This window comes from Thiovibrio frasassiensis (genome assembly GCF_029607905.1).
GTDB classification, from domain to species: domain Bacteria; phylum Desulfobacterota; class Desulfobulbia; order Desulfobulbales; family Desulfurivibrionaceae; genus Thiovibrio; species Thiovibrio frasassiensis.
Genome location: NZ_JAPHEH010000001.1, coordinates 2,311,699 through 2,338,033, shown reverse-complemented (window position 1 = coordinate 2,338,033; position 26,335 = coordinate 2,311,699). Strand labels below are relative to the sequence as shown.

The 26,335-nt window shown below is 56.8% G+C and carries 19 protein-coding genes; 3 read left to right on the top strand and 16 right to left on the bottom strand.

What is annotated here, in order from left to right; all coding sequences use genetic code 11:
• Positions 1–15: 15 nt before the first annotated feature.
• Genes OLX77_RS10970 through OLX77_RS10960 form a run of 3 tightly spaced genes read left to right on the top strand, consistent with a single transcriptional unit; the run spans position 16 to position 1,866 of the window.
• Positions 16–762 carry a pirin family protein gene (locus OLX77_RS10970; RefSeq protein WP_307633641.1) on the top strand — a complete coding sequence of 249 codons (747 nt, stop codon included), beginning with the start codon at positions 16–18 and terminating at the stop codon, positions 760–762.
• Positions 763–790: 28 nt separating this feature from the next.
• A complete protein-coding gene (locus OLX77_RS10965; RefSeq protein WP_307633640.1) occupies positions 791–1,183 on the top strand; it encodes a hypothetical protein in 393 nt (130 codons plus the stop codon).
• A 26-nt stretch (positions 1,184–1,209) separates the two neighbouring features.
• Complete coding sequence (locus tag OLX77_RS10960) at positions 1,210–1,866, top strand: metallophosphoesterase (protein WP_307633639.1); 657 nt, start codon at positions 1,210–1,212, stop codon at positions 1,864–1,866.
• Positions 1,867–1,878: 12 nt separating this feature from the next.
• On the opposite strand, the gene OLX77_RS10955 is transcribed toward OLX77_RS10960, so the two are convergent.
• From OLX77_RS10955 to OLX77_RS10880, 16 genes are all read right to left on the bottom strand, one after another.
• Entirely contained in the window at positions 1,879–4,449 is a 2,571-nt protein-coding gene (locus OLX77_RS10955) for a PEP/pyruvate-binding domain-containing protein (protein ID WP_307633638.1), read from the bottom strand.
• 36 nt (positions 4,450–4,485) lie between these two features.
• Positions 4,486–4,854, bottom strand: coding sequence for a response regulator (locus tag OLX77_RS10950; protein ID WP_307633637.1), 369 nt, complete (start codon positions 4,852–4,854; stop codon positions 4,486–4,488).
• Positions 4,841–6,262 (bottom strand): sensor histidine kinase, encoded by a 1,422-nt coding sequence (locus OLX77_RS10945; RefSeq protein ID WP_307633636.1) that lies wholly within the window; start codon positions 6,260–6,262, stop codon positions 4,841–4,843. The genes OLX77_RS10950 and OLX77_RS10945 overlap by 14 nt, the downstream gene beginning before the upstream one ends.
• Positions 6,263–6,268: 6 nt before the next feature.
• Positions 6,269–7,483: a GspE/PulE/PilB domain-containing protein gene (locus OLX77_RS10940; protein WP_307633635.1), complete on the bottom strand. Its 1,215-nt coding sequence runs from the start codon at positions 7,481–7,483 to the stop codon at positions 6,269–6,271.
• Positions 7,470–9,011, bottom strand: a complete 1,542-nt coding sequence (locus OLX77_RS10935; protein ID WP_307633634.1) for a DUF202 domain-containing protein — start codon at positions 9,009–9,011, stop codon at positions 7,470–7,472. Before OLX77_RS10935 ends, OLX77_RS10940 begins: the two co-directional genes overlap by 14 nt.
• A complete protein-coding gene (locus tag OLX77_RS10930) occupies positions 9,008–11,623 on the bottom strand; it encodes a PEP/pyruvate-binding domain-containing protein (RefSeq protein WP_307633633.1) in 2,616 nt (871 codons plus the stop codon). The genes OLX77_RS10935 and OLX77_RS10930 overlap by 4 nt, the downstream gene beginning before the upstream one ends.
• A gap of 1 nt (position 11,624) precedes the next feature.
• On the bottom strand, positions 11,625–14,171 hold the full coding sequence (locus OLX77_RS10925; RefSeq protein WP_307633632.1) for a PEP/pyruvate-binding domain-containing protein: 2,547 nt from the start codon (positions 14,169–14,171) through the stop codon (positions 11,625–11,627).
• Position 14,172: 1 nt separating this feature from the next.
• Entirely contained in the window at positions 14,173–15,684 is a 1,512-nt protein-coding gene (locus OLX77_RS10920) for an ATP-binding protein (RefSeq protein ID WP_307633631.1), read from the bottom strand.
• Positions 15,684–16,067, bottom strand: a complete 384-nt coding sequence (locus OLX77_RS10915) for a response regulator (RefSeq protein WP_307633630.1) — start codon at positions 16,065–16,067, stop codon at positions 15,684–15,686. Before OLX77_RS10915 ends, OLX77_RS10920 begins: the two co-directional genes overlap by 1 nt.
• Before the next feature lie 15 nt (positions 16,068–16,082).
• Entirely contained in the window at positions 16,083–18,674 is a 2,592-nt protein-coding gene (locus OLX77_RS10910; protein ID WP_307633629.1) for a PEP/pyruvate-binding domain-containing protein, read from the bottom strand.
• Positions 18,675–18,762: 88 nt separating this feature from the next.
• Complete coding sequence (locus OLX77_RS10905) at positions 18,763–19,557, bottom strand: TIGR02186 family protein (RefSeq protein ID WP_307633628.1); 795 nt, start codon at positions 19,555–19,557, stop codon at positions 18,763–18,765.
• Position 19,558: 1 nt separating this feature from the next.
• The gene (locus OLX77_RS10900; protein ID WP_307633627.1) at positions 19,559–20,488 is read right to left on the bottom strand and encodes a sulfite exporter TauE/SafE family protein; all 930 of its coding nucleotides are present in this window, start codon (positions 20,486–20,488) and stop codon (positions 19,559–19,561) included.
• 12 nt (positions 20,489–20,500) lie between these two features.
• Positions 20,501–21,061: a putative universal stress family protein gene (locus tag OLX77_RS10895; RefSeq protein WP_307633626.1), complete on the bottom strand. Its 561-nt coding sequence runs from the start codon at positions 21,059–21,061 to the stop codon at positions 20,501–20,503.
• Positions 21,062–21,312: 251 nt separating this feature from the next.
• Positions 21,313–22,677: a sigma-54-dependent transcriptional regulator gene (locus OLX77_RS10890; protein ID WP_307633625.1), complete on the bottom strand. Its 1,365-nt coding sequence runs from the start codon at positions 22,675–22,677 to the stop codon at positions 21,313–21,315.
• A gap of 940 nt (positions 22,678–23,617) precedes the next feature.
• A complete protein-coding gene (locus tag OLX77_RS10885) occupies positions 23,618–24,229 on the bottom strand; it encodes a sigma-54-dependent transcriptional regulator (RefSeq protein WP_307633624.1) in 612 nt (203 codons plus the stop codon).
• Positions 24,226–26,283 carry a hybrid sensor histidine kinase/response regulator gene (locus OLX77_RS10880; RefSeq protein ID WP_307633623.1) on the bottom strand — a complete coding sequence of 686 codons (2,058 nt, stop codon included), beginning with the start codon at positions 26,281–26,283 and terminating at the stop codon, positions 24,226–24,228. Before OLX77_RS10880 ends, OLX77_RS10885 begins: the two co-directional genes overlap by 4 nt.
• Positions 26,284–26,335 lie beyond the last annotated feature (52 nt).

Below are 26,335 nucleotides of genomic sequence, written 5' to 3'. Positions count from 1 at the left end.
AATTATGGGCAAACGATGATTGCAACCATTGCCGGGGATTCCCGTCATTTCAGTGATTTCGGCTGGCTTAAAACCTACTGGCTCTTTTCCTTTGCCGACTATTACGCCCCGGACAATATTCAGTTTGGGCCTCTCCGGGTGTTCAACGATGACGTGGTTGTTACCGGCACCGGATTTCCCACCCATTCCCACGAGGAAATGGAGATCATCACCCTTGTCCTTGAAGGCGAGATGACCCACAAGGACAGCATGAATAACACCACCGTCATCAAGGCGGGCGATGTTCAACGCATGTCCGCGGGCAGCGGCATTAGCCACTCGGAATACAATGGCGGCAAGTCGCCGGTCCATTTTTATCAGATCTGGCTCTATCCGGAGAAACACGGCTTGCGCCCATCCTATGACCAGCGCAGTTTCAAAAAAGAAGAATGGCAAAACCAACTGTTGCCCATTGCCTCGGGACAACGGCACAAAAATGTGGTGCGTTTTCATGGCGACGCCACGATCTACCGTGGTGAATTGGATCCTGGCCGGGCCATCAGTTATAAGACCACGGAAGACCGGCGCATTTTCATCTATCTCACCTCCGGCGATCTGGTGGTCAACCGGACCCGCTTGCTGCCGAAATACCAGGCCAGAATAGACATGGAAAACAATCTTGTCCTGCAGGCGGAAAAAAAATCGGATTTCATTCTCATTGACCTGCCCACCAACCGCGGTTGGGGCTACGACAAAAAAACCCTGAGAGGCAGTCGCTTCTAAAGGACCAAAGCCCAAAGGAGATCTTTGCATGATACGTAAAATCAGCGGTGCCTTCACCGGCGGAGCCCTCGGGGCATTCATCGACAGCGTCAATATCTGGATCCTGGGCCAGGTCGGGATAACGGCCTGGCTGGGCATTAAGATCCACCCTCAATTCACCGGTTCCTGGCTCTATCCCCGTCTGGTCTGGGGCGGAATCTGGGCTCTTCTGCTGATCCTGCCTTTTTACCGACAAAGAACCGCCCTGCGTGGCATTCTCATGAGCCTGGTACCCACCACCATGATGTTTGTCATGGTCTTTCCGGAAATGGGCTTGGGGATTCTGGGACTCAAAGCCGGTCTCCTGACCCCGCTTCTCGTGCTGCTGCTGAACTTCATCTATGGCCTGGTGGCTTCTTTCTGGCACAAGAGCTGTGCCTGAAGATCATTCCGACAAGGGAAGAACACATGAGCGGTAAGATTTTCGCCATCGGCGACATCCACGGCTGCGCAGCCAAGCTTGCACTGCTAATGAACCGACTCCCTTTCGACCGTGCCCACGACACCCTGGTCTTTCTCGGCGATTACCTGGATCGCGGCCCCGACAGCAAGGGAGTGCTTGAGCAGCTCTGCGCATTGCGGGGTGACGGGGTGCGGGTGATCCCGCTCATGGGGAACCACGAATATTTACTGCTGGAATACCACCGGAGCGGTGATCAGGCCCTGCTCCCCTACCTGCGGCGGCTCGGTTTGGAAAACACCTTGGAAAGTTACGGGGGAGCCAGTCTCAGCGCCCTTGCCTCCCTCGCTTTCATGCCGAAAGAACACCGGGACTTTCTTGCCTCGCTGCTGCCCCATTGGCAGACGGAGGAGTACATCTTCGTGCATGCCGGCTTGCGCCACGACCAGCCCCTGGCCGAACAGGACATCTCCGACCTCTGCGAGGTGCGGGAACCCTTTCTTTCCCAGGAACGGGATTACGGCAAAAGGGTCATCTTCGGTCATACCCCCTTTGCCACCCCGCTGCTCACCCCATTCCGCATTGGTATTGACACCGGGGCGGTCTACGGCAACCTGCTCACCGCCGTTGAGTTGCCGGGACTGCACTTCCATCACGCAGCCTGACCGTTCGCCAACTCACGGAGCGACTCGGTAATCTCCCTGTAAAAATCGTTGGGCCAAGATGTGCACCATCTCGTCGGAATCGAGGCGGGCATCGAGTTGTCGGGTATAGCCGATCAGTCGGCCGATCTGTTCGAGAATCCCCTCAAGCTCCTCCCTGCTCCGGCCGGAAAGGCGGCCGACGAGAAGATCCCCCTTGGCTTTCAGGGCAAAGCCGTGCTCAGCCAGGACCTCGGCCATAAGGGCAATCCTCCGGGAGCGGTTGGTGATGGCCGCGGCCCCACCCACGAAACGGAAATAGATATGATTGTTGCGCGGGGTGTCGCTGCAGTAACAATCGAGCATGTTAAAGTGATAGCCAAAACGCAGGCTCATGTTCACATATACCGCACTCGCCAGGGCCACGTTTTCCAAAACAGCCGCCCCCTCACGGGTAAGATCCTCTGCTCTGGTCATGCCGGAAAGCAGATCGGCGCCGCGCAGGGGTGCTGCCTCATTCTGCCAGACCCCAGGGAAAAGCATCCCGGCAAGCACAGCCCGCAAAGGCACCGACCCTACCTCTGCAAACCCTATCTCCTTGCCCACCACCTTTCCGGACAAGCCGCCTCCCAGATCAATCACCTGGATCTGCACTGGAATGGGCAAAACAAGCCGGTGCACAGCGCTCTGTCTGCTGAAAAAACCGCCTATCCCCTTTGTCCGGCTCGCATTGGCAACCAGGGCCTGCACCGATTTCTCATGCATGAAACGGACAAGATCATGCACGGTTTTGCATTTTTCCGGGGTGTACTCCTGCTCAAGGGGATTCACCAGATTGAGCGGCGCGATATAGCGCATGATGTACTTTTGCCGCCGGACCTCATAGAGTTCCCGCAGCTTAGCCCCTTTCTGCCGCTCCTCCCGGAGCAGGCTCTGGACAAACCCCTCATAGACAACCATGTCCCCTTCCTCGCCGGCCTGCAGAGTGATGGCCTGACCATGCGGGAGGATTTGGCTGGCGGAGCCGGTATTGACCACGGTGGGGATATTGAACTCCCGACAAATCGAAGCCATATGGCTGGTGGGCACACCGATGTCGGTGATGATGGCATTGAGGATGGGAATGGCCTGGACAAAATGTGGAGAATCATGTCTGGCGACCAGGATGCTGCCCTTGGGGATATGCTCCAGTTCATCGAGATGGCGGAGGATATAAACCTTGCCCGCACTGATGCCCCGTTGCACCACAATCCCTTTATTCTTGAGCAGTACCGGATAGCTCCCCGCCACTGCCGCCATTCCTTTGTCCGGAACATCGTCTGCTGGCTCGTCCATCCGGAGGCTCCGGGCCTGGAGAAAGTAGCAGCGCCCGGTGTTGTCCATGGCCCATTCGATATCCTGGGGGATCTTGTAGTACCGTTCAATGGCCAGGGCATGCCTGGCCAAGTCCATTACCTCCACTTCACGGAGACACGCTTGCCCCCGCAACGCAGCCGGGGTTTCTTGCGTCTTAACGCCGCTCGCCCCGGAGTTCACCACCATCTGCGCCTTGGCCCCGATACGTTGCTCCACCAGGCGGGGATCTTCCTCCTTGGCCACGGTATACAGATCGGCATCGGTCAGACCATCTACCACCCCCGGGCCCAGGCCCCAGGCAGCGCTGATCGCCATACTGCTCCGGTCCTTGCCTGCCGCCGCCGTATAGATGACTCCGCTAGCCCTCGCTTCGATCATGGCCACACAGCCAACCGCCATCTTCAATTTCCCCAGATCATAGCCCAATTGACGCTGGTAGCTGATGGCGTTGGCTTGGAAAAGACTAGCCAGGACCTTTTTATAGGCCCCCTGCACCGCCGCAACGGTACAATCCACATTGAGGACCGTCTCAAACTGACCGGCAAAGGAAAAATCGCCGTCCTCCTCATCTGCGCTGCTGCGGACCGCCAATTTCCCTTTTTTGCCGAGTCGGTTTCGCATCTTGTCTACAGCAGCCGTAAGCGAGGTGCAGAAATCCTCGGGAAAGGTGCCGGCGAGGATTTCCGTTCGCAGTTTCTCCAGAGTGGTTTTATCCGCCGAACTAAGCCCTGCGAGCCTTTCGGTCAAGCCGTTATGGCGGATAAAATCGCGGAAGGCCGCGGTGGTGATGGCAAAAGCCTCGGGCACCCTGAGCTGCAGGATGTTCGCCAGTTCGGCCAGGTGATAGTTCTTGCCGCCCACCTCTTCGGCCAGATCCCAGGTGATCTCCGGATAAAATACCACCTGCCCCTGAAACAAGGAGTCGCTGCCGGTCAGCATCCGCTGCACCAACCTGTCGATCCGGGTCAGAATTTCCCCAAGTTGGGGATATTGCTGGTCGGTGAGGAGATTAAAATTGCGCAGGGAATCGGAGACCGCGGCAAACAATTCAGCGTAGGCGCTTCGGGTGTAATTGACATCAAAAAGATAGTCGCCGCCGAGCTTTTCCCCCATCTCGGTCATGGCTTCCAGGGTGCGGTTGTTGCCGTCAAGCACCGCTTGGAAGGCGCGGAACCGCGTGGCCAGATCGGAGGCCGCACCATGGTTGCGGCCGAACAGCTCTCGAACCCTGCGGAAAAAATTTTTTTGCATGGTCAGCGATTCCGCAGGGGCATTACCCGACCGGGCTCATGCCTCCCCCAAAGCTCTTTGCACGGAGGCCTTCAGCTCTTTGATCTTGACCGGCTTGGGGAAGAAGTCGTGCACATCGTCCCGCAGGGCCTCAATGGCCACATCCAGGTTGGCGAAGGCGGTGATCATGATCACCTTGATGCCGGGATAGAGCTTCTTGACGGTACGCAACACCTCAAGGCCATCCACCCCCTTCATCTTCAGATCGGTGACCACCACGTCGAACCGTTTCTCCTGCAACCGTTCCAGGGCAGACTCGCCGTTGAGGAAGGTCTCCACCTCGTAACCGTCCTGTTCGAAGGAGAGTTTTGCCATATCGCCGACGATCTTCTCATCATCAATAACCATAATGCTATGCTTCGCCATCCGTACACCTCTTTAACTTTTTGCAACTGGGCAAGGTTATAATAAATGTTGTCCCGACGCCGACCTGACTTGCCACCCGGATGTTCCCCTGGTGGTTTTTGATAATCCCGTAGCTCACCCACAGGCCCAAGCCGGTGCCGCTTTCTTCCTTGGTGGTAAAAAAAGGATCAAAGATATGATCGAGAAACTCCGGGGCAATGCCCTTCCCGTTGTCGCCGATCTCGATCTCGATCTCCTCATTCTCCGGCAGATAACGGGAGGCGATGCGCAACTCGCCCCCCTTGCCCATTGCCTGGATGGCATTGGTGGCCATGTTGACCAGCACCTGCTGGATCTGGTGTTCATCGATGTAGATATCCGGGAGATCCTCGGCCAGGCTCAGCTTGATCCTGATATTGGAGATATCGAGCATATTCTGAACCAGGGCAAGGATCTTCTGAATCACCTGATTGGTGGTCGCCTTGGCCAGATGCTGTTCCTTGGGTTTGGCATAATCAAGGAGATTGCGGATGATCACCCGCAAACGCTCAACCTCCTCATCGACCCGCTCCATAAAGCCGATCCGGTCCTCCTTGCCCAGCCCGTCGTATACCTCGGCATAGGTCTGGGCGAGCATGGAGATATTGTTCAGGGGGTTGTTGAGCTCATGGGCCACCCCGGCTACCAGGATGCCGATGGAGGCGAGGCGTTTGGACTGGACCAGCTCCTTTTCCCGATTGTGGAGTTCATCGGCCATGGTGCTGATGGCGCTGATCACCGCGCCCATCTCGTCGTTGGAGGGTTTTTCCTCAATCTTCGGGTAGTTGCCCCTGGAAATCGCCCGGGTCAGATCGACAACCTTGCGCAACGACTGACCGATATTGCGAACAATGAGATTGCTGAAGAGAAAGGCGAAGAGGACCACCGCCCAAAAAGAGTAGAGGAGAATGTTCTTGGAACGGACAATGATCGCCTCGATCCGATCGCTTTCCAGGGTGGTTATGTTTTCGGAAAAGGTTTTCAGTTTCTGCCCAGCTTCGCGCAGCTTTTTCTGGGCCGCGGCATCCCGATGGCGGGCCTTGCTGATGGAGTCAACCAACTGGGTATACACATGGAGATTCCCCTGGAGTTCCGAGTACTTCTCCGCTCCCACGGCGCGGGTAATATCCCCCCGGACCTGGAGCAGGGTGTCGCTGGTCTGCTCGATCCTGGCTCTGATATTGTCCAGGGCCGTATCATCGCCATAGAGGAAATAATTCTTTTCCGCCAGCCGCATCTCCAAGAAATTGGCATTGAGCCCCTCGGCGATCACGGTAAAACGGAACTTGGTCAGGATCTGATTGAGATTCTGCAGGGCGAAGATCCCGATCAGGACGATGAGCAGGATATGGACCGCGTTGGAAAGATATATCTTATGTTCTATTTTCATTGCTCTTCACCCCGCCAGTGCGGCACTCCGGGTTCTCGGCAGCTCTGCCTGTTCTTTGCGTACCGGCAGATACCAGAGCCCGCCATCGATGATCATCAGCAAGCCGATCAGGATCAGGATTGCGTCAAAAAGCGTCTTGAACCCCAGGCCGAAATAGCCGATCAAACCGATCCCGATACTCATAAAAGCGACACCGGTGCGGATGAAGGCCAGACCGGTACGGGCCCGGGCATAGATGGTCCGGTAACAGCCGGCAATGGTGCGCTGGGCGGCAAGGACATTGCGTTCCCGCGCCAGGTGCGTGCGTTCCCGACTGGGAGGCGAAGGGTACAATATGGTGCAGTAGTTGCCGAGCAGATCGCCGAGCCGCGCCAGCATGGTTTCCTTGCTTCGCTTTCCCTGCCCGCCCTGCGCAAGGCTCTGGTAATTTTCCAGGAAACTCAAGGTGGCACCGGTCACCTCGACCAAGGTCTGATCCCTGGGCGGGGTCAACCGGGAACGCCGCACCCGGAGATAGGTGGGCAGGGAGGCGACAAGAAGCAGCAGGCCAATGGTCAAGGCAACAGAGGCAAACATGGGATGCTCGGCATATCTTGGGCTGCTCGAGAGGGTCCGGGAGATGGCGGCCAGGGCGAGTCCCGCTCGGACAAAAGCCAGGGCGGTGCGAGCACGGGCCAGATCGGTTCGGTAGCAGGCCAGCCGGGTCCGCCATTGGGCCATGGTATTGCGCCAGAAGGCCAGGCCGGTGCGTTCGGTGCCGATGAGCAGACCCGGCTTGGCATGGAGAAAATCCTGGAGATACCAGGAGATGTCATCCGGCAGAGCCACCCGGAATTCGTAGGGGGCCGGCCCAAAAACCCGCTCGACCTCCGAGCGCATGGCAGGATCCGTTGGGTTGCAAGCGGCAATAACGATGGTTCCGTCAGCATCCTTAATCACCGGAAACCAGTCGCTGATGCCAAGTTGGCTGGCCGTCAGAGTGTTGAGCAATTCAGGAGGGATGGGAAGACGCTCGTCATATTCGATGGAACCACAGCGGTAATGCTCTCGCAGGGCAGAAAGAAGCGCCTCCCGCGTCACCCCGTATTCGGCATGAAGAATACGGGCCAACGGCACTCCGCGCAATACCGCCGCTTGCGCCGCTTCCGTAAGCATCCCCGGTCCGGAGAAGGCAAGCCCGGAGAAGGGCTGCATCAATGTCTGGGGATCAAGCGGCATCATTGCTGAACACCACGGTTTTCCAGAATCGGGCTGGGATGCCGTAATCGGGAAGGGGAAGCTCCATGTCACCGTAACAATAGGGAAACTGGCGGCGGGTCCGCTCGGCCGGAATACTCCAGACAAAGCCGTCTGTCACCAAAAGGAGGCCGCTTGCGATCATCAGATAGTTGAAAACCTCCCAACCGGAGCCGCCGCTGTCGTTAAAGAAAAGCATAAAGGCAACGCCGATGGAAAAGAGGCTGAGTCCGGTGCGGATAAAGGCAAAACCGGTCCGAGCCCGAGCCATGACTGTCCGCAAACGGGCCATAACATTGCGGCGCTCGGCCAAGACGGTCCGCTCCAAGGCAACCCCGGTGGTCGCCCAGATCCCTGGAGCATGAGAGCTTTTTACCGGCAGGGTCATGGGGTTTATGACAACGCCGGGCATGGCATGGCTGTGGGGGAAAAAATAATCCCAGATGGTGGGCATGCCGGTTTTTTGCCGCACCGACCTCTGCCCTTCCACCCCTGCCCGCCGGCCGCGCAGATACCAGAAAAAGCCTTCCAGACCCATAACCGCGCCGATGCCGATGAAGCCGAGATCCAAGACCAGCCAACGGCTAGCCTGAAATTGGCGCAAGAGACCTAGGCCAAGGCTGATAAAAGCAAAGCCGGTGCGGGTAAAGGCCAATCCGGTACGGACCTTGGCCATCCTGGTCCGAAAACAGGCAAGCAGCGTCCGCTCTTCGGCCAGATCGGTCCGGTCGCTGGCCAGATAACGGCGCCGCATCACCGGCGAGAGAGAGGTCCACCCTTGCCGTTGCGCCTCGGCTCCTTCCACTACCTGGCTGCGGCGAAACTCCGGGGCAATGTACTCGTTATATGCCTCAAGCACGCTGGTTCCCCCGGTGGCGCCGGTATCGACGCAGGGAGGCAGGGCGGCATAAATCGCCCGGGCCGGCAGATACCACTTGAGGCCGTCATAGACCATGATCAGGCCGCTTATCAGAAGGGGTATCTCCAAAAACAGGTAATACCCGCCGCCAGCCAAACGGAGAAAGAGCAGCCCGATGGTGACAAAGGAAAGACCGGTGCGGATAAAAGCCAGGCCGGTACGGCTCTTGGCCAGCAGAGTCCGGTAATGGGTAAACAGGGAACGCCGCCCTGCCAGATAGGTACGGACCTTGGCCAGCGGGGTCCGTCCGGCTGTAGCGGGAAAGCCGGGGTTGAGATCCTGATTATGCTCGAAGATCCGAGTGAGATCTCCGGGCAGGGTGACCTGAAACTCGACCTCCTGCACGCCGAGCGTCTTACGGACCTTGTCGGCCAGGGCGGGGCTGGGCACATCGGCAATTATCGTGGCCCGACCATCACTGACAATGCGCGGAAACCAGCCCTCCGCCCGGAGCTGTGCCATGTCGAGTTTCCACAAAAGCAACTGGGGACCGGTCACCGATTCCTGATACTCCACCCATGGGCAGCCATAGCGATCGCCCAGTGCTTTCAGGGCTTGCATTTTCTCTAAACCTACCAACATCTCCTTGCTCATCCGGCCACCTGCGCGGTTTCTTCGTTGTCGGTCAGGCCGACAAGCGCATAATTTCCTTCCATAAAGGCGCGGGCCACCGCCGGGATCATCGCGTCGGTACCCATGGCCGCGTCAAGCAAGCGGGTGAAGCCGAGAATCCTCCCAACCATGACAAGCTTTTCCTCGATGGCCTCCCTGGAGGCCCCCTGCAACGAGGCGTTGACCAGATCCTCCTTGACATCAACAAAGAAACCATGCTGTTCAAAGATCTCGCCAATGCACAGGGCGCGACGGCGTCGCCGCTCAAGAGAAGTGCCGCCGCCCTTGAAACGGAATTTGATATGGTTGCTCCGCGGCTCAAGCGATGCCACCGCATCGATCATGATGAAATGAAAATCCATCCGGGCGTTCATATTGCAGTAATCGCGGCTGACCATGGCATAATTCGGCATGCCGATGGGCCGTTCCGACTTCTGGTCGGTGAGGAAGGAGGACATCACCGAACCCATGGGCGCTCCGCCTGGCGGCGGCCCCCAGTGCAGGCCTGGGGTGGTGATCCCTTGCCAAAGGGCCTGAAAGGGCCGGGAGACCACCGCTTCCGGCGGGATGCGTCTCCGGAGCGGACCGGTAAGGGCCAGTCCTCCGCCCATGTCGATAACGCTGACAAAGAAGGGCACCGGTGCATCGATGGCATGTACGGCGCCGAAATTTTCCTCCAGCAACTCGTCGCCGGCGTGGAACATGGCCAGCACCGCCTTTTCATGAACAAAGCGGACGATATCGTGGAGCGATTTGCATTCAAGAATGGAAAAAGTGGGGCCGTAAGCATCGGTGAGATGCAGGACCGTCACCAATTCCTGCAACTCCCGGTGCAACGGGGGCAGGGGCACCCGCATCCTGTGTGGCTGCGGCGGACCATTTTGCCAGCGCTTTTCCGTGGCAGCGATCTCATCGGCGGTGGCCTTGTAGACCCTGCCGTGACTGCCGTCCACCGTGAGCCACTGTCCCTCGCTCAAGACGGCGGACGCCTCTTGCATCCCGCAGAGCATGGGGGTTTCCTGCTCCCGGGCCACGCAGGCCAGATGGTCTGCCGGACTGCCCAACTCCACCAGCACCGCCGCCACCTGTCCCAGGAGATTGGCCGCTTCGACAAAGCTCTGGTGCATGACCAAGACCACCGGTTCCTGGGGAAGATGCTCAAAATCCCTTCGGCTCTTCACCAAGAGCACCCGGCCGCTGGCCCGCCCGCCCGAGGAGATTACCCCCTGCAGCAGCGGAGAGGATTTTTCCTCCCGGTTGTCGCCAGTCTGGATACCCATGGTGGTCATGGGACGCACCTGGAGGATGACCACAGCGCCCTCCGGATTCACCGCCCACTCCAGATCCAGGGGCATGCCTTCGCGCTTTTCCAGTTCTCTGCCCCAGCCGGCCAAAGACCGCAGTTCCCCTTCACCGAGGACCGGCTGGTTTCTCGCCTCCACAGCCAGCTCTTGCCAGACCACGCCGCCTGCCTTTTCGCAGACAAGCAAGCGCTCCTTGTCGGCGATGGTAGAGCGAGTCCAATCCACCTGGCCGTCAGCATTCACCAGATAAAGATCCGTAGCGGCGCTGCCGGAGACCGCAGCCTCTCCCAAGCCCGGCACCGCGCTGATCAGCATCTGCCCGCTTTCCGGCTCTTGCGGGGAACGGGTCAACAAAACCCCGGCGGCGCGGGCCTCCACCATCTCCAGACAGAGAACGGCCATGTCGAAACGGAGGGGGTCCAGGCCGGCATTGAGGCGGTAGGCCAGACTGCGCGCATTGAAGTTGCTGGCCACCACCTGTTTGAATGCCTCAAGAAACTGCGCTGCATCACAGACATTGAGCACGGAACTGAACTGGCCGGCGAAGGAATGATGACGGCCATCCTCGCTGATACTGCTGCTGCGCACCGCCAAGGGTTTCCCGTTTTCAAAAAATACCCGGGCCGCCTCCGTGATTTCCTCGGCCAAGACCGGCGGGATCACCGCCCCGGTAATCAACCCCTTTACCTGCGCTGCGGTGGCACTGGAGACATTTTTTTCTTTGTCCGCCCCTTGCGTGGCCAAAAGATGGACCAGCTCCATCGAGAGTCCACCATGTTCCAGGAAAAAACGGCACCCCGCCAGGGTAATCACAAAGCCATCCGGCACCGGCAGACCGTTCTTGCGCAGTTCGGCCAGAGCCGCAGCCTTGTTGCCGGTTTGGTCCTTCAGACCTGAATGGATCTGGGCAAGGGGGAGGACAGAGGGGACATTCCCGCTGGAGGTGAGACCGGCAAGGGTTGCCTGCAACCGTTGGGCAACGGCGTGGTGGGCGACCTGCAGCCCCCGGTACCGGCCACTGGCCAGGTTTTCCAACCGGGCGATCATTTCGGCGGTTTCTTCGATCAGGCGGTGGATCAATTGGGCAAGGCCCAAGGAATCCCCCTGCAGGCGGAGATGGATACTGATTTCGGTAAGGCAGTCCACGGCCCGGTTGTTGCTGGCCAAGAGGGCGCGGAACACATGATAGCGCGCCTTGAGAAGCTGTTGCGAATCCGTTTTCCGCTGTTGCCGAGCCTGGCGCAGTTTGCCGAGCTGTCGATCGAGCTGTTTCCTGAGCCAGCGACGCACCTTACCCCTCCCCCCCATCCTGCTCCTGCTTGATGCTTACGAGAAAACGCTGAAAAAACTCTTCGATGGCCGCTTCGTCGCGCATCCGCACATCAAGCTGCCGGGTGAAAGAAATCAGCTCCCCGAGACGAACCAGCACCCGTTCCATCCTCGGAATATCGAGATTTCTGGCCTTGGCGATCACCAGGTCGCCCTTGCGTTCCACCTTAAAGTAGAGGCCGGAGAGGATGGCGCTGATCAAGCGGGCCCGCCACTCGCGCTTGGCCTTCTCGGCCATGCCGCCGGCAAACCGGAAGTAGATGTAATTGTTGTCCGGGTCGGGCGACATGTAGGCGTCCACCACATTGAGGTGGTAGCCCAGGCGCAGGCAGAGGTTGCAGTAATGCTCGGCAATGATCCCCAGGTTGTCGCCGGGATAGGCAGGGCCGGTAAGCAGGGCCAACGGTTTGCTGATCCCGGCCAGGATATCTCTCAACCCGAGAGGCGCCGGTTCCCTGCCACCTTGGTCATCCTTGAGAAAACCATGGAGGATGGCGTTCAGGGGCCTGCTGTTCAGCATTTCCATACTGATTGCGCCAGTTGCCGGTGCCTCCGGCCGCAGCCCCGAACCCAGATCGATGACCCGCAGCTTGAGCGGGATCGGCAGCCGCACCGACCGGCTCAACTCCTCCTGGGAGCCGCTCCGGTCGGCATGAAAATGGATCAGCGCGTCAATGGCCTTTTCGTGGGCAAAACGGAGGATATCGTGGAAGGTGCGGCAGTTTTCCGCCTTGAAATCACGGGAGGTTGGGTCGGACAGGGTGATGGGTGCCACCCAGCGCAGGATCCGGCGCAGAATCCGCAGCTCCTGGGAGGCGCGGTAGTCATCCTGCTCTGCAGCATGCAGACGGACCAGCCCCTCGATGATCCCCTGATAGACCTGTTTGTTTTCCACATCCACCGTCACCTCAGCGCCCTCGGCAAGGAGGTTGATCGCCTCGCCGGTTCCGAACAGGGCCGGAGTCCGGTATTCCCGGGCAATGGTGGCCAGATGTCCGGTGGGGCCGCCGATCTCGGTAATCATGGCGGCGGCCCGCCAGACAATGGGGCTCAGTTGCGGGCTGGGGAAACGGGCCACGGCAATGGCCCCCACCGGGAATTGCTCCGGATCGGTGTTCTGATCCACATGCACCACCCTTCCTGCCGCGATACCGAGCTGGGCGACCTGCCCTTTGCCGGACATGAGCGGGGTGGCGGCAGCCAGCTCGGCGGCCAGCTCCCCGGGCCGAGGCGGTGGTTTGGCGGGCAAGGAGAGAGCGCGGCTCTGAAGAATCACCGGTTCATCCGCCAAGGCCCACTCGATATCCTGCGCTTCGCCGAAGGTTTTTTCCAACAAAAGCGCCTGTTCGGCAAGCTTGGCCAGCTCCTTGGGGGTAAGGGTTGCCGAGCCACGGCGTAGGCCGCTGGGCAGCATATCGAGCGCTTTCCTGGTTGAGGGAAAATCCTCCTCCACAACAAGCTCGCTGCTCAAGGGGGTAAAAGGCCACAATCGGCTCAAGACAAAACGTTCCGCCTGCCTCCGTCCTGATACCAGGTCGTGGGCCGAACCGCGCAGGGCGGTGATGAGCAGTTGATTTTTCTCCGGCGACTCCGGGACGCGGCTGTATGTCACTCCTGCAATCCTGCCCTGGATCATCGGCTGCACCCCTGCAGCCATGGGAAGATCCCGGCTGGTGGCCGCTGGTCCAAGATACTCCAGGGCCGCAACCGAAAAGCGGGAGGTGATCACCGCACGGTACGCTTCGAGCACCGAAGAGAGTTCGGGCCGCACTGCAAGCACCGAATGAAATTGTCCGGCAAAGCTTCGGGTTTCGGCATCCTCCCCCAACCCGCTTGAGCGGACCGCCAAGGGAGCCGGACCGCCAGCCCGATTGAGCAATTCTTTCAACCCGTCTTTCACCGCCGCAACCAGCACCTCCGGGAAACGGGCCTGATCGATAAGACGGCTGATAGCCGCCGAACGATCGCGACTGGAGGCCGTGCCCGCAGAGATAGAATCAATGGCCGCAAAAAGTCCGTTTGCCTCCATGAACCCACGGTAAGCAGCAGCAGTGATGGCAAAACCGTCCGGGGTCCGCAGGTGCAGTCGGTTGCGGATCTCGCTTAAGACCGCGTTCTTCCCCCCAACCAGCTCCTCGAAATCGCTGTTCAGCAGCGGATAGGCCAAGGTAAGGCTCCGGTCATAGGGTCCGGCATATTCCAAAGCCAGGCCGGAAAGTTTCCCGGCAATCTCCTCATAACAATCATAGAGCACCAGATAGCGGTTGTTGGTCAGACTGCCCAGGCAGGAGACCACCTCCCGCACCAGTTCATTCAACTCGGCCACAGCCTCGCTTAAAAATTTCCGGTCAAAGACATATTCTCCGGCCAGGGCCCCCTCCATGCGGCCGATCTTTTCAAGCACCGTGTTGTTCAGGGAAAGCAACCGCCGGAAAAGACGAAACGAGGAAGCAAATGAGGCGGTTTCGCCTTTTGTCGTGCTCAAGAAGGGATTGGCGGGGAGCTTCATTTCAGGCTTCCGAGGACAATTGGGGGAAGGTGAGCCTGAAGGTCGTTCCCTTGCCGGGTTCACTCTCCACCACGATGTCACCGCCATGGTCCTTGACAATGGCGTAGCTCAAGGAGAGACCGAGTCCGGTTCCCTCGTTCTTGGTGGTGAAAAACGGATCAAAGATATGGCTCAAGGCCTCGGGGGCGATGCCCGCCCCGGTGTCACGCACTACGATCAGGGCCACTTTTTGCTCAGCCCCCACGATCAGATCGAGACGGCCGTTGGGTTGCATGGCCTGGACCGCGTTGAGCATCAGGTTTACCAGGACCTGTTGCAAGTGGTTGGAATTGCCGCTGACCAGCACCGGCTGCTCGGGATGGTCGTAATGGTAAATAATGCCACCCAACCGAAACTGGTTTTTGACCAAGGCAATAGAACTTTCCACCAGCGCCACCAGATCAACCGGCTCCAAGACATTACTCTTGCGGGTGCGGGAAAACTCAAGCAGATGGTGTACCACCTCCCGGGCCCGATCGGATTGCACCAGGATATCGCGGACCATATCCATCCGTTCGCTGCACGCCAGGTTGGGCAGATCCTCTAAAAGTACCTCGGCGGTGAGCGAGATATTGTTCAGCGGGTTGTTGATCTCATGGGCGATGCCCGCGGTTACCTTGCCGATGGCCGCAAGCTTTTCCGACTGCACCAGCTGGTTCTGTTTCGTATTCAGGGCCTGGAGCATAAGATTGAGGGAATTGACCAGCTCGATCCCTTCCACCGAGCAAAGGACTTCATCATCCATCGGGATGGAGTTCATCTCTCCCTGCATGATCCTGGCCGAAGCCTCGCGGATGGCGGTAAGCGGGCGCATGATCCAACGCATCATGTAAAAAACCAATACGGTGCCAAGCCCCACCGCCAGGGCAAGAATGAGTACCGCGGATTTCTGGTAGCCGGCAACCTCTCGCTCCACCCGAACCCGCGCCCGGGCATCCATATCAAAAATAGCCTTGGTGATGTCCTGGCCGTGCTTGCGCAAAGAGTTTTCCAGTGCTTGTTTATTCTGCGGAGAAATCCGATCACTTAAAATATGGCGGGAAATGGCTTCGTATTGACCAAGTTCCTTGTCATACAACGTTTCCAGATCATTTTTATTCTCAAGGAGAACCGCCTTCACCGCGACAATGGAGGCCCTGACCTGATCCACATAGTCAAGGGCGCTCAACAGATCCTTCCGATCGTTGAACAGAAAATAATTTTTCTCGTAGCGTCTGATCTCGAGCACCTTCTGATTCAACTCATAGAAGGACTCGATGATCCGGATCTTGTCCTCCATGCGCCAGAGGGCATAGGTGGCGGTGGCCGTGGCGATGATGCCGAGGCCGGCGACAATGCAGATCGTAAAGAGGAGCTTTCCCCGGAGAGAACGGATGCCGGGAAAAAGGAACCGACAAGGCCGCTGTTTCGCAGGGGGGGCCGCCTGAATGACCGGGCTCTGCGTTGACGGAGGTAAGTTGAAGCTGGGGCTCATTATTTCGCTCTGTCGGTTTCCATGGCCCGGTAAATGACCTGTTTCAATTCATCCAATCGGAAAGGCTTGGCGAGAAAGGCAAAAACGCCATGCTCCTGTGCCAGTTCCGCGGTGTCCGCCGAGGCGTAGCCGGTAATGATGATCACCCGGGTCTCGGGATTCATGGCCCGGACCCGTTTCAGCACCTCGATCCCGTCAATTCCCTCCATCTTAAGGTCGGTCACCACGATGTCAAAGGGTTTTTCCGCCACTGCCGCAAGGGCGGTGGCCGAATCGGTATAGGTCTCGATCTCGAAGCCGATCTTACCGAACACCTGTTTGAGCCGCTTGCCGACGATGGGTTCGTCATCCACCACCAGCAGACGCATATTTGTTTCGCTCATTGTTCCATCTCCAAGCTATCGTTTTTCGGCAACAACGCCGTAATCTCCCATGAGAAATGCCTCGGCATAGCGGGCCACGACCTGATCGTCGGTCATCTGCACATCCAACTGCCGGGTGAAGCCGATCAGCCGGCCAAGAATATCCAGGGTCCGCTCCATTTCACTCTGCACCAGGTTGCCGGTCCGGGCAATGACCAGATCCCCCCTGGTTTTAACGCTGAAGTCAAAGGCTTCCAGGATGGTGGCGATGAGGGTCGCCCGCCGCGAACGCTTGGCAATATCGGTGGCTCCGCCCAAGAAGCGAAAATAGATATGATTGTCGCGTTCCACGTCGTGGCAGAAGGCGTCGATGATATTAAAATGATAGCCGAAGCGGAAGCAGAGGTTCACATAGGTTTCACTGATGATGGCGATATTATGCCCGGTGTACTGTCCGGAAAGGGTATCCTGCGGGGTAGTCATCATGCTGTGCATCATGTCCCTGAAGCTTACCGGCATGGTTTCCTGATGCCAGGCCCCGGGAAAAAGCATCCCCTGGAGGATGGCCCGGAAGGGGATCGAACGGATGGCGGAAAAAGGAATCTGATCGCGCGGGGCGTCCGGGGCAATACCGCCGCCGATGTCGATGGCAAGGATCCCGGCCTGAATAGGCAGGTCCAGTCGTCGTGCCAGACCGCCGGGAAAACAGTGATCATCCCTCCCCAGATCCACCAGATGCAGCACCGCGGTTTCATGAATGAAGCGCAGCACATCGTGGAAGGTCTTGCACCCTTCCGGCTTAAAATCCTGCATCAACGGGTCAACCAGATTCAATCGGGAAACCTCCCGAAGAATACGGCGCAGCATGCGGAATTCGGGGGCCATGTTCAGGTCCATGGTGGTGGTCGCCTGATAGGTGAGAAGCTCCACTGCCCTGCCCCGGTAAATCCGGCGATCCTCTGCGTCCACAGTGATTTCCTCGCCGGGAGTCACCTTGCTCATGATATCCGGAACTCCGACCAAGCACGGAACCCGAAACTCGCGGCAGAGGGTGGCCATATGGCTCGCCGGGGTGCCCACTTCGGTAACAATGGCTGCGGCCCGCTGCATAACCTGAACAAATTGGGAGGAGTCACGATGGCTGATAAGTACCGCACCCTCGGGAAAATCCTTGAGATCGGCCAAGGTTTCCACCCAATAGACCGGCCCGGCGCCAATACCCTGCTGGGCGACCCGGCCAACATCGGCCGCGATAAGTTCATAACCTTCTAGTTTTTCGGAAAGACGGGGGGCTCCCTGGGCACTCTCCGTGATCAGCAGAGGACGGGATTGGAGGATATAAAGAATGCCTTGGGGGTCAAGAGTCCATTCGATATCCTGGGGGCGCTTAAAAAAGGTCTCCAGATGCAGGGCCAGTCCACCAAGCTCCAAAAGAATATGGTCCTCAAGACAGGGGGCCTCAACCTGTGCCTCCGGAATCGCGTGCATCTCCAAACCGCCGTCCGCATCCCCGGTTGGGAGCAGAGCTTCGTGCTTTGCGGCGATCACCCGCTCAAGAACCTGCACCACCTCCCCTTTACTGATCCGGAAAAAATCCGTGGGAACCTGCCCCTCAACCACCGCTTGCCCCTGCCCCAAAGCGCCGACCACGACCATGCTCTGCGAACCAGGCTCCATGGGATCAACGGAATAGATAATGCCGCTGGCCTGGGCCATAATCATGCGCTGGCAGCAGGCAGCAATGGACATGGTGCCGCCTTCGGGAAAGACCTGACGCCGGTAGAGGATGGCCTTGGCACCAAAAAGGCTGGCCGCCACCTGCAGATAGGCATAATAGACGGTCTCGGCCTGGGGCGGAACCTGCAGAACGGAATGAAACTGCCCGGCAAAAGAGAAATCCATATCCTCTTCCTGAGCACTGCTGCGAACGGCAAGAAAAAGAGGAGAAGGACAACTTTCCCCAAGTTTCTTGAGGGAGTCGGACAAGGCAGCAAGAAAACCGGCTGGAGGCACAGCATGCAACACTTTTTCATGGAGAAGAAGACGTAAAGCCTCGAGCGCCTCTTCGTCGGGAAGATGCTCGGAAAGCAGCTGTTCAAACCGGTCAAACTCCGGTCTGATCCCGTTCAGGTCGAGGAGCTCGTGGAACAGACTGGCAGTGATCACAAAACCTTCAGGCACCCGAACCTTGGGGTTATGGAGCAGTTCGGAAAGATGCGCGGCCTTGCCACCCACCAAAGGCCAGTGTCGGGTCTCGACCTCGGCAAGCCAGAGTAGAGACAAGCCGTCCCTGTCGTCGCGTTTGTTAAGGATCGCCCGGACCCTTGTCTCCATGGGAGTAAAAACCTCATTGAGTGCGACGAACTGGTCCTCGGTCAAAATATTGATTGCATCAATGGCACGACGCATGGCCGTAATCATCTCTTCAACCGTGGATTCCACATAGCGGAGATCAAAAAGATATTCGCCGCTCAGTTTCTCGCCCATATCGGCGATTATCTCAAGGGCCGAATTGTTTGCTTTGAGTACTTCACGAAACTGGGAGAATACGAGAGGGAGTGGCCGACAGGTCTTGGGAGTGAGCCAACGTGGGGCGGAAAATCCTTTCAGGAAGTCACGGAGGGGCATGCTGTGCGGTCCTGAAAAAATCAGCATGGGAACAGGTCAGGCACCCCTTTCCCGCCCCATGCTGATTAAAAATAGTTACGAAATTAGATCAGTGACTGCCGCCACCCTTCTTGAAAATGGCACCAACTGCCAAACCTGCGATCAAGGCAATGATAACAGCCATTATGCCATACAAGCCGGCTTGGTCAAAGGCCATTTTTGAAAGGGCTGCAACCATCCCGGTACTCTTGACCTCAAAATGGGTCGTGGCCCGATCAACAAGCTTGCCGTTTCTGGCGGCAAGAACCTCAACCGTATAGATCCCCGGAGGGGCCTGATAGGGCCAGGCAACATTCACTTGATAGGTGTTACCGTCCACTCCATGCTGGCGGACAACAGTTCCTTCCTGAACGTCATAGACCTTTTCCTGCTTCTTGAACTTAAGGTATTCATCGAACCATTTCCCGTCCGCCGGTTTCCCCGTACTGTCTTCAATCCGGATGTGTCCGCGCAGGGCGTCGTAGCCGAGCATATTCTGATTGAGTTCGGCAGCGCCCAGAATACGGCTCAGATCTGCGGTACTGTGCAGCATATAGATGCGTGGCGCATCCTTGAACTCCAAGGTGCCCTTTTTCATCCAGACCAAACCACCGACCTTTTCCTTGTATTTCAAAGCGGTATCAGCCGGTTCGCTGGTAATGGTGACAATCAGGTCATCGGCACTGGCGCTCTGACCGGTGATCGAGAGCTGCGCACCATGATAGGTGAAGGTGATGGGAATGTTATCGGGAGTAACCGAGCAGGTCAAGGCCTGGGCTGCGGGTACGGACAGGACGGCAAGCCCGAAGAAAGCAACGGCCGCGGCAACAAGATGGTGCGAAAAATTCTTGAGTGTGCGTTTCATATTAGTGGCCTCCCGCATAGGAAAGAAGAATGGAAGGCTCCATAACCAGCTCCAGAACAATCTTGACCGTAACCGCAAGAACGATGATGGAAAGCAAAATCTTCAACTGGTCGCCATGGAGCTTCTTCCCGAGCACGGTCCCGATCTGGGCGCCAAAAACCGAACCTATAAGGAGAAGCAGGGCAAGCATAAAATCAACCGTATGGTTGGAGTACGCCTGGAGATAGGTGACCTCGATGCAGGTGAAAAGGATCTGAAAGAGGCTGGTTCCCACGACCACATGCATGGGCATCCGCAACATGTAGATCATTACGGGCACCATAAGGAATCCGCCGCCAACCCCCATGATCGCGGCAAGAACACCGACAAAGGTACCAAGAACGAGAGGCACCAGAGCCGAGTGGGTGACCCCGGATTTCTCAAAGTAAACCTGTAAAGGCAGGGACGCAAAAAAGCCAACCTTCTTCGCTTTCACCGCAGTTGCCGAGGCGGCAGCGGCCGGAGCCTGCTTGGGCTTGCGCATGGCATTGAGGCTTTCAACAAACATGAAGCTGCCCACCCCACCCAACATGATCACATAGGTCATTTTGATCATGAAATCCGCGCCGCCGGTGGCACGCAAAATCTTGATCACCTGAACGCCCGCTGCGCCGCCGGCAAAACCGCCGATCAAAAGATAAAGCCCCATCTTGAAATCAACGTTACCGAGACGCCAGTGGGAAAAGGTTCCGGAAGCGGAAGCAGCCACGATCTGGTTGGCATCCGTTGCCGCGGCAATTGTCGGCGGAATGCCGATCATCATCAGGAGCGGGGTCATGAGAAACCCCCCGCCCACCCCAAAGAGGCCGGACAACAGGCCGACCCCCAGTCCCAGGCCCATTACCACCAAATAATTCACACTGGTGAGGGCTATTGGCAAATACATGTACATCTTCTTCCTCCCTTACTCATTCTTATTGTGTTGCAATACATTAAAGAAAATGTCGGTCTTTTCACTGTCCGCCGGGGAAATTTCTCCCGGCGACGAAGCATGGGACCGGCTGTTAACCTCGGAAATAGCTCGTTCAAGCGTTGATGCGTCCCATGGAGTCATGATAGCAGACCACAGGTCGGGCAGATACCAATTTTCGCTGCTCTGCAACTGCTTGCGCAACAGGTTCAGCCAAAGGGTTTTACGCTCCCAGCCCTTCCGGTCATTGACCCCGAGGACAAGGCAGAAGATTCGGTGCGCGCACAAAAACCTGATGAGCGGCTCACCGGTCAGCCTTTCCAGAATATGCGTATGAATCTTTACCCCTTCCTGGCTGCCGAGCCTGGTTGCGAGAGAAACCAATTGCTCCTGTTTCTCCCTGGCCGCAGAACTCTTTCTGTCCGCGCTCCTCCGGTCCTCCTTGCAAACAGCATGCAGAATTCCGGTGGTTCGCCGGGCAAGCGCAACGGCATGGATGGTGGCGGAAAGATCGACACTGGCGCCAGTCAGGAGGAGTGCAATACCAGCTTCCATGGACGCTCCTCGGATGCCTTGTTTGGGCAATCTTTGCCGGAGCTAAATGCACTAACCATGCCACTAGATCTATCTTGTTGTTTGCGTGTTGTTTTGTATGATTGCCAGAAAGTAGAATGGGGGGAATACTGTTCACTTTTGAAACGGTAACCATGCAACTAATTGTAATAATGGTATTTTTTGGAGTTGAAACAGTTGTTCCATACTGGAACAACAACGGGGAAATCGCCGGAAAACAAGGGGGGTGGCGACTATTTCTCGGAAAAAAAGTTAAGATCCTTGAGCCGCCGCCACAGGGTGGTGCGGGAAATACCAAGCAGACGAGCAGTCTCCGTCTGGTTGAAGCCGGTACGCCGGTATACCTCGCTGATATGCTCCTGCTCCAGAGCCTTCAGGTGGCTGGCGTTTTTTTCCGGTACCGGGGGCTGAATTTCCCCAAAAAAGATATCCGGGGGAAGATCCCTGGCCGTGAGAACCGACTCACGGGAAAGGGCCACTGCCCGCTCCACGATATTCTGCAGTTCCCTGACGTTTCCGGGGAAGGTATACGAGGAAAGCGCATCCAGAAAATCCGAGGCGATTTCCGGCACGGGTTTACCGAACTGCGTAGCAATTTGCGCGACAAAATATTCAACAAGCAGCGGGATATCCTCCCGCCGTTTGCGAAGCGGCGGGATATTAATCATCACCACCTTAAGGCGGTAAAAAAGATCCTGACGGAACTCGCCGGCGGCGATCATCTTCTCGATATCCCGATTGGTCGCGGCAATGAGCCGCACATTGATACTGACCGGGGCGACGCCGCCCACCCGGAGCAAGGTCCGCTCCTGGATAACCCGCAGCAGTTTGATCTGCATGGGGATGGGCATCTCGCCAACCTCATCGAGAAAAACGGTGCCGCCATTGGCCGCCTCAAGCAACCCCAGCTTGGTGCTCACCGCGCCGGTAAAGGCGCCCTTCTCATGGCCGAAAAGCTCGTTGGCCACCAATTCTTCACTGAATGCCCCGCAATTAAATGGGATAAAGGGATGCTGACCGCGACCGCTGGTACTGTGGAGAGCCTTGGCCACCAATTCCTTGCCGGTGCCGCTTTCCCCCTGAATAAGCACGTTACAGTTCAGCGGCGCGATCTGGCGGATGGTTTTGAAGATTTCGAGCATGGCAGGGGAACGGCCGATTATGCCGGCGAAACGATCGGCAAGTCCGGACTCGGACTCAAGGGTGCCGGACAGCCCGCCGCCTTGCAGAGCATCGCGTACAGCGTTGCGCAGCTCCTCAAGCCGAAAAGGCTTGGCAAGGTAGTGATAGGCTCCAGCCTTCATGGCCCGGACAGCATGATCGACCGAGGCATAGCCGGTCATCAAGATAACCTTGGTTGCCGGGGCCAATGCGGTAACCCGCAGCAAGATATCAAGGCCGTCGGCATCGTTGAGACGCACATCCGTAACCAGAACATCCGCCGGAACTTCGGAAAAACGCGCCATCGCCTCCGAGGCGGTGACAAAACCCTCCACCTCGTAGCCATCCTTGCCCAGGGCCTGGACAAGGCGCCGAACTGTAACGATTTCATCGTCGAGGATATAGATGCGAATTTTTTGCGAAGTATTTTCTGTCATCTCAGATTTTTCTCAGGAAAATGGCGGCAGCGGGCTTGAGCCTCTCATCCATCGGAGGCATTGCCAGACTAGCACGCTCCCTGCACCTTGCAAAGTGATTTTTCACTTTAGGGGTTGCGTCCTCGCTCTTGCAGCATCAGAGAAAAACAGATAGGCTTTTTCAAGAACCTGACGTATTTTCAGCTCCAGACACCACCAATCAGACACCCCCCAAAAAACAGAGAGCAGCGTGGAGCCATGTCTCAAGCCAAGCACACCAAACCAGCCGCAGCAGATTGCCCGCAACTGCAGCTTGTCTGCATTTTCTGCGGGGGCGAGGCGCTCCTTTCCGGACGCTGACATAACGGGTCGGTACTCTGCACGGTGTGCGGAATGGAATCTCCGGTAGAACCGTATCGGGAGCAGATCGAACAGTGGCAGGAGAAGGTCTGCGACTGCCTTTACCAGGAACAGGCTTCTTAATCATTCCCCATACAGGCTGACACTTTTCTTGATTGCACAGATAAAGAGACGAGAGAAAAAGACGGAAAGGGATGGTCAGATTTTATACCGCTTGTAGATTTCCAGACGAACCGGACACGCACAGGTGTGAAGGCTCCCATACCTTTTCCGGTAGGAGCAATCCTCATCCCCCCGGCCAGCAAAATAAAAAGTATCGCCATCTATGGGATATGCCGGGCGACAATAGATAGTTTTCTCCCTGCAGACATGGGCCTTTGTGCAGAGAGGGGCACTGATCTCTTCCTTCATCTCATCATTCATCTATCTTTCCCGGCGTTGGGTTGTAAGGATTAAGCACCCTAGCACACTGAAAATACAACGCACAATACGGAAAAAATACGGGTCAGCACACAGTCACTGTCCGTTTCAATGGGAGGCAGGCAAAAAGGTGTTGCGGGAACAATATCCGCAATCTCCCAGACAAAGAGAGAAAGTTGCTTTATTTTTTATGCACTGAGACGTAGGAATGGAGCTCCTGCATAGCCTCTTTATAACAGTCAGGACAATAGGAATGCGATGGCAACACCCCTGCTTCTTTTTGCAGGTATTCTTCGACACTCTGCCACTGCCCGCTACCCGGCTCTTTTCCCTTGTCGTTTCTGATTTTTTTACACACTGAACAAATGGGAAGAAAGTCCTCATACACCTTCAGCCGTTTTTTCATCTCTTGCTTTTCAAGGCAATTCCCAAGGCGCAGAGCCAGATCCGCATACACATAAGGTTTGAGCAAATAATCATCGGCTCCGTTTCGCAAAGCCTCAATGGCCGAAGTGATATCCCCAAATCCCGTAAGGATAATTACTCCTATATCAGAGCTCCTCTCTTTTGCCCCCTTCAGTACTTCTATCCCCGACATCCCTTCCATACAGAGATCGGTCAGCACCAGATCGTAATAATGCTCCTGCAGGGCTGCAATCGCAGCTTTGCCGTCGGCAACCGCAGTGACGGCATAGCCCATTTCCTCAACATCCCGGCACAGGGTGCGGCGAATGATCTCTTCATCATCAACCACCAGTATATTCTTTCGCCACCGGCTCGCTTTTTCGGTCATGTCCGCCCCTCCACCGGCAAAAAAACAGTAAAGGTGGAGCCGATACCGGAAGAGCTCTCAACCTCGATTGTCCCACCGTGCCTGGTCACGATACCGTAACTGACTGCCAGGCCAAGCCCGGTGCCCTTGACCGCTGATTTTGTGGAAAAAAAAGGCTCAAAAATCTTGGGCTGATCCTCCGCGGCAATCCCATGTCCGGTGTCTTGAAACTGCACCGCGACATATCCATCCCGGCACTCCGTCCGCACGGTTATGGTGCCTTTTCCCCCGACAATCGCCTCTTCGGCGTTGGTGAGAAGATTGAGAAACACCTGCTTGAGCTGGTCCTCCACCGCTTGGATCCGTGGCAAGGAGAGCGCAAATTCCTTGATCAAGGAGATGCCATTATTCTTGAGATTCTTTCGACACAGGAGGAGAATATCCTCCAGGGCGGCATGCACATCCACCGACGCCTCTATGCCGCTGGTCGGACGATTAAAACTCTGCAGATCCTTGGTAAGCTTGGCTATGCGCTCGCACTCCCGGATGGCCAGCTGCACCATCAAGACATTCTCCCCCTCAAGCTTGCTATGTCGCTGCAAGCCGTCCAGAACATTGCGGATGCCGCAGATGGGATTATTGAATTCATGGGCAATGGAAGCGGCCAGCTTACCAACCGCACCTAATTTTTCCGCATGCAGCAGCTGCCGGTAGGTCTTTTCCAGTTCGGCCGTGCGCTCTCCTACCCGTAATTCAAGAAGTTCCCGTGCCTCCCGCTCCCGGTTTTCTTCGTTTTTTCGTTCGGTAATATCCGTGCCGATACTGAGTTTTGCCCGAATATCTCCCATCCATTTAATAGCCCGATCATGATGCTCATACCAACGGCCGGTGACGGTATTCTGATTTTCCCAGACATAGACCCCGCTCCGACCTTGTTTGGAGTCATTGACGGCCTTCACCTTTTCGCTGCTGCAGAAAGCACAGGGGCCATCCTGTCCGCACTGCATGACCGTCCAGCAAATCCGGCCGGCACCTTCCCCGAAAATCTCCCGAGCATAACGATTCATAAAGAGAATCTCATGGCTGGTCATATTGACCACATAAATAATCGCGTCTAGGCTGTCGAGCACCGTGAGCAGACGCCGATGCGCCCGGGCCAGACTCTTTTCAACCTTTGACCGTTCGGCGATTTCCTTATGCAGTTGTTCGTTTGTCTGGGTCAGGCTGTGGGTCCGTTCCGCAACGAGCCTGGAAAGATGATCGCTATACTGCTGCATCCGCGATTCATCCTCCTTGCGCTTGGTGATATCACGAAGCAAGGCCAGGATCGCTCCGTTCTCCTCTTCCGGGATGGCGAGAAAATTAAGCAACAGCCGCTTTGCGCCGAGAAGAATTTCTTCATCCTCCCCCGCGCACACGGGCTGCTGGCTCGCCGCCTCGACAAAAAGGCGCACGGCAGAGGCATATGGTTCGGTAAAAAGGTCGGGAAAGTTTGCGCCAAGAAGTTTCTCTTCGGGCTGACCAAACAAGGCAAGAGCGCTGGCATTGACATAGATGATTTTCTGGGCGTGGGTAAAATGGACCACACCTTCCGACATGTGGTCAAGAACCAACTCGAGATGTTTTTGCGAGTACAACAGCTCCTTGGTGACTTCTCGCTGGTAGATACCCTCAATCCCGATGATTATTGGCTCACGGGATGGCTGCTTGTCGGAATTGGCAATGAGTTCTTGCACATGGAGGAAGAGATTCTTGGTTGCCCCCTTGGCAATGCAGGCATCGGCGCCGTAAGACAGAAAATCGGTTTCCCCTTCTCTGGCGATGGCGGAGAGGATGACAATAAATACCCCGTGCAGATGCGGCATGCTGCGAACAATGCGACAGAGCTTGTCTCCGCTGATATTGGGCATAACCAGATCGACAAACATGATATCCGGAACAAACGCATCAAGGACATCCAGGGCCGAAAGACCATCCTGGGCAACACGCACCTCATGGCCATCCTTTTCCAGAAAGTTGGACATGATTTCAAGGATCAATGGATGGTTGTCCACCACCAAAATCTTTTTGGGCATGGGCGATCCCCTTAGAGAAAAAGACCGAAAATGACGCATCCTTTACTGGAAG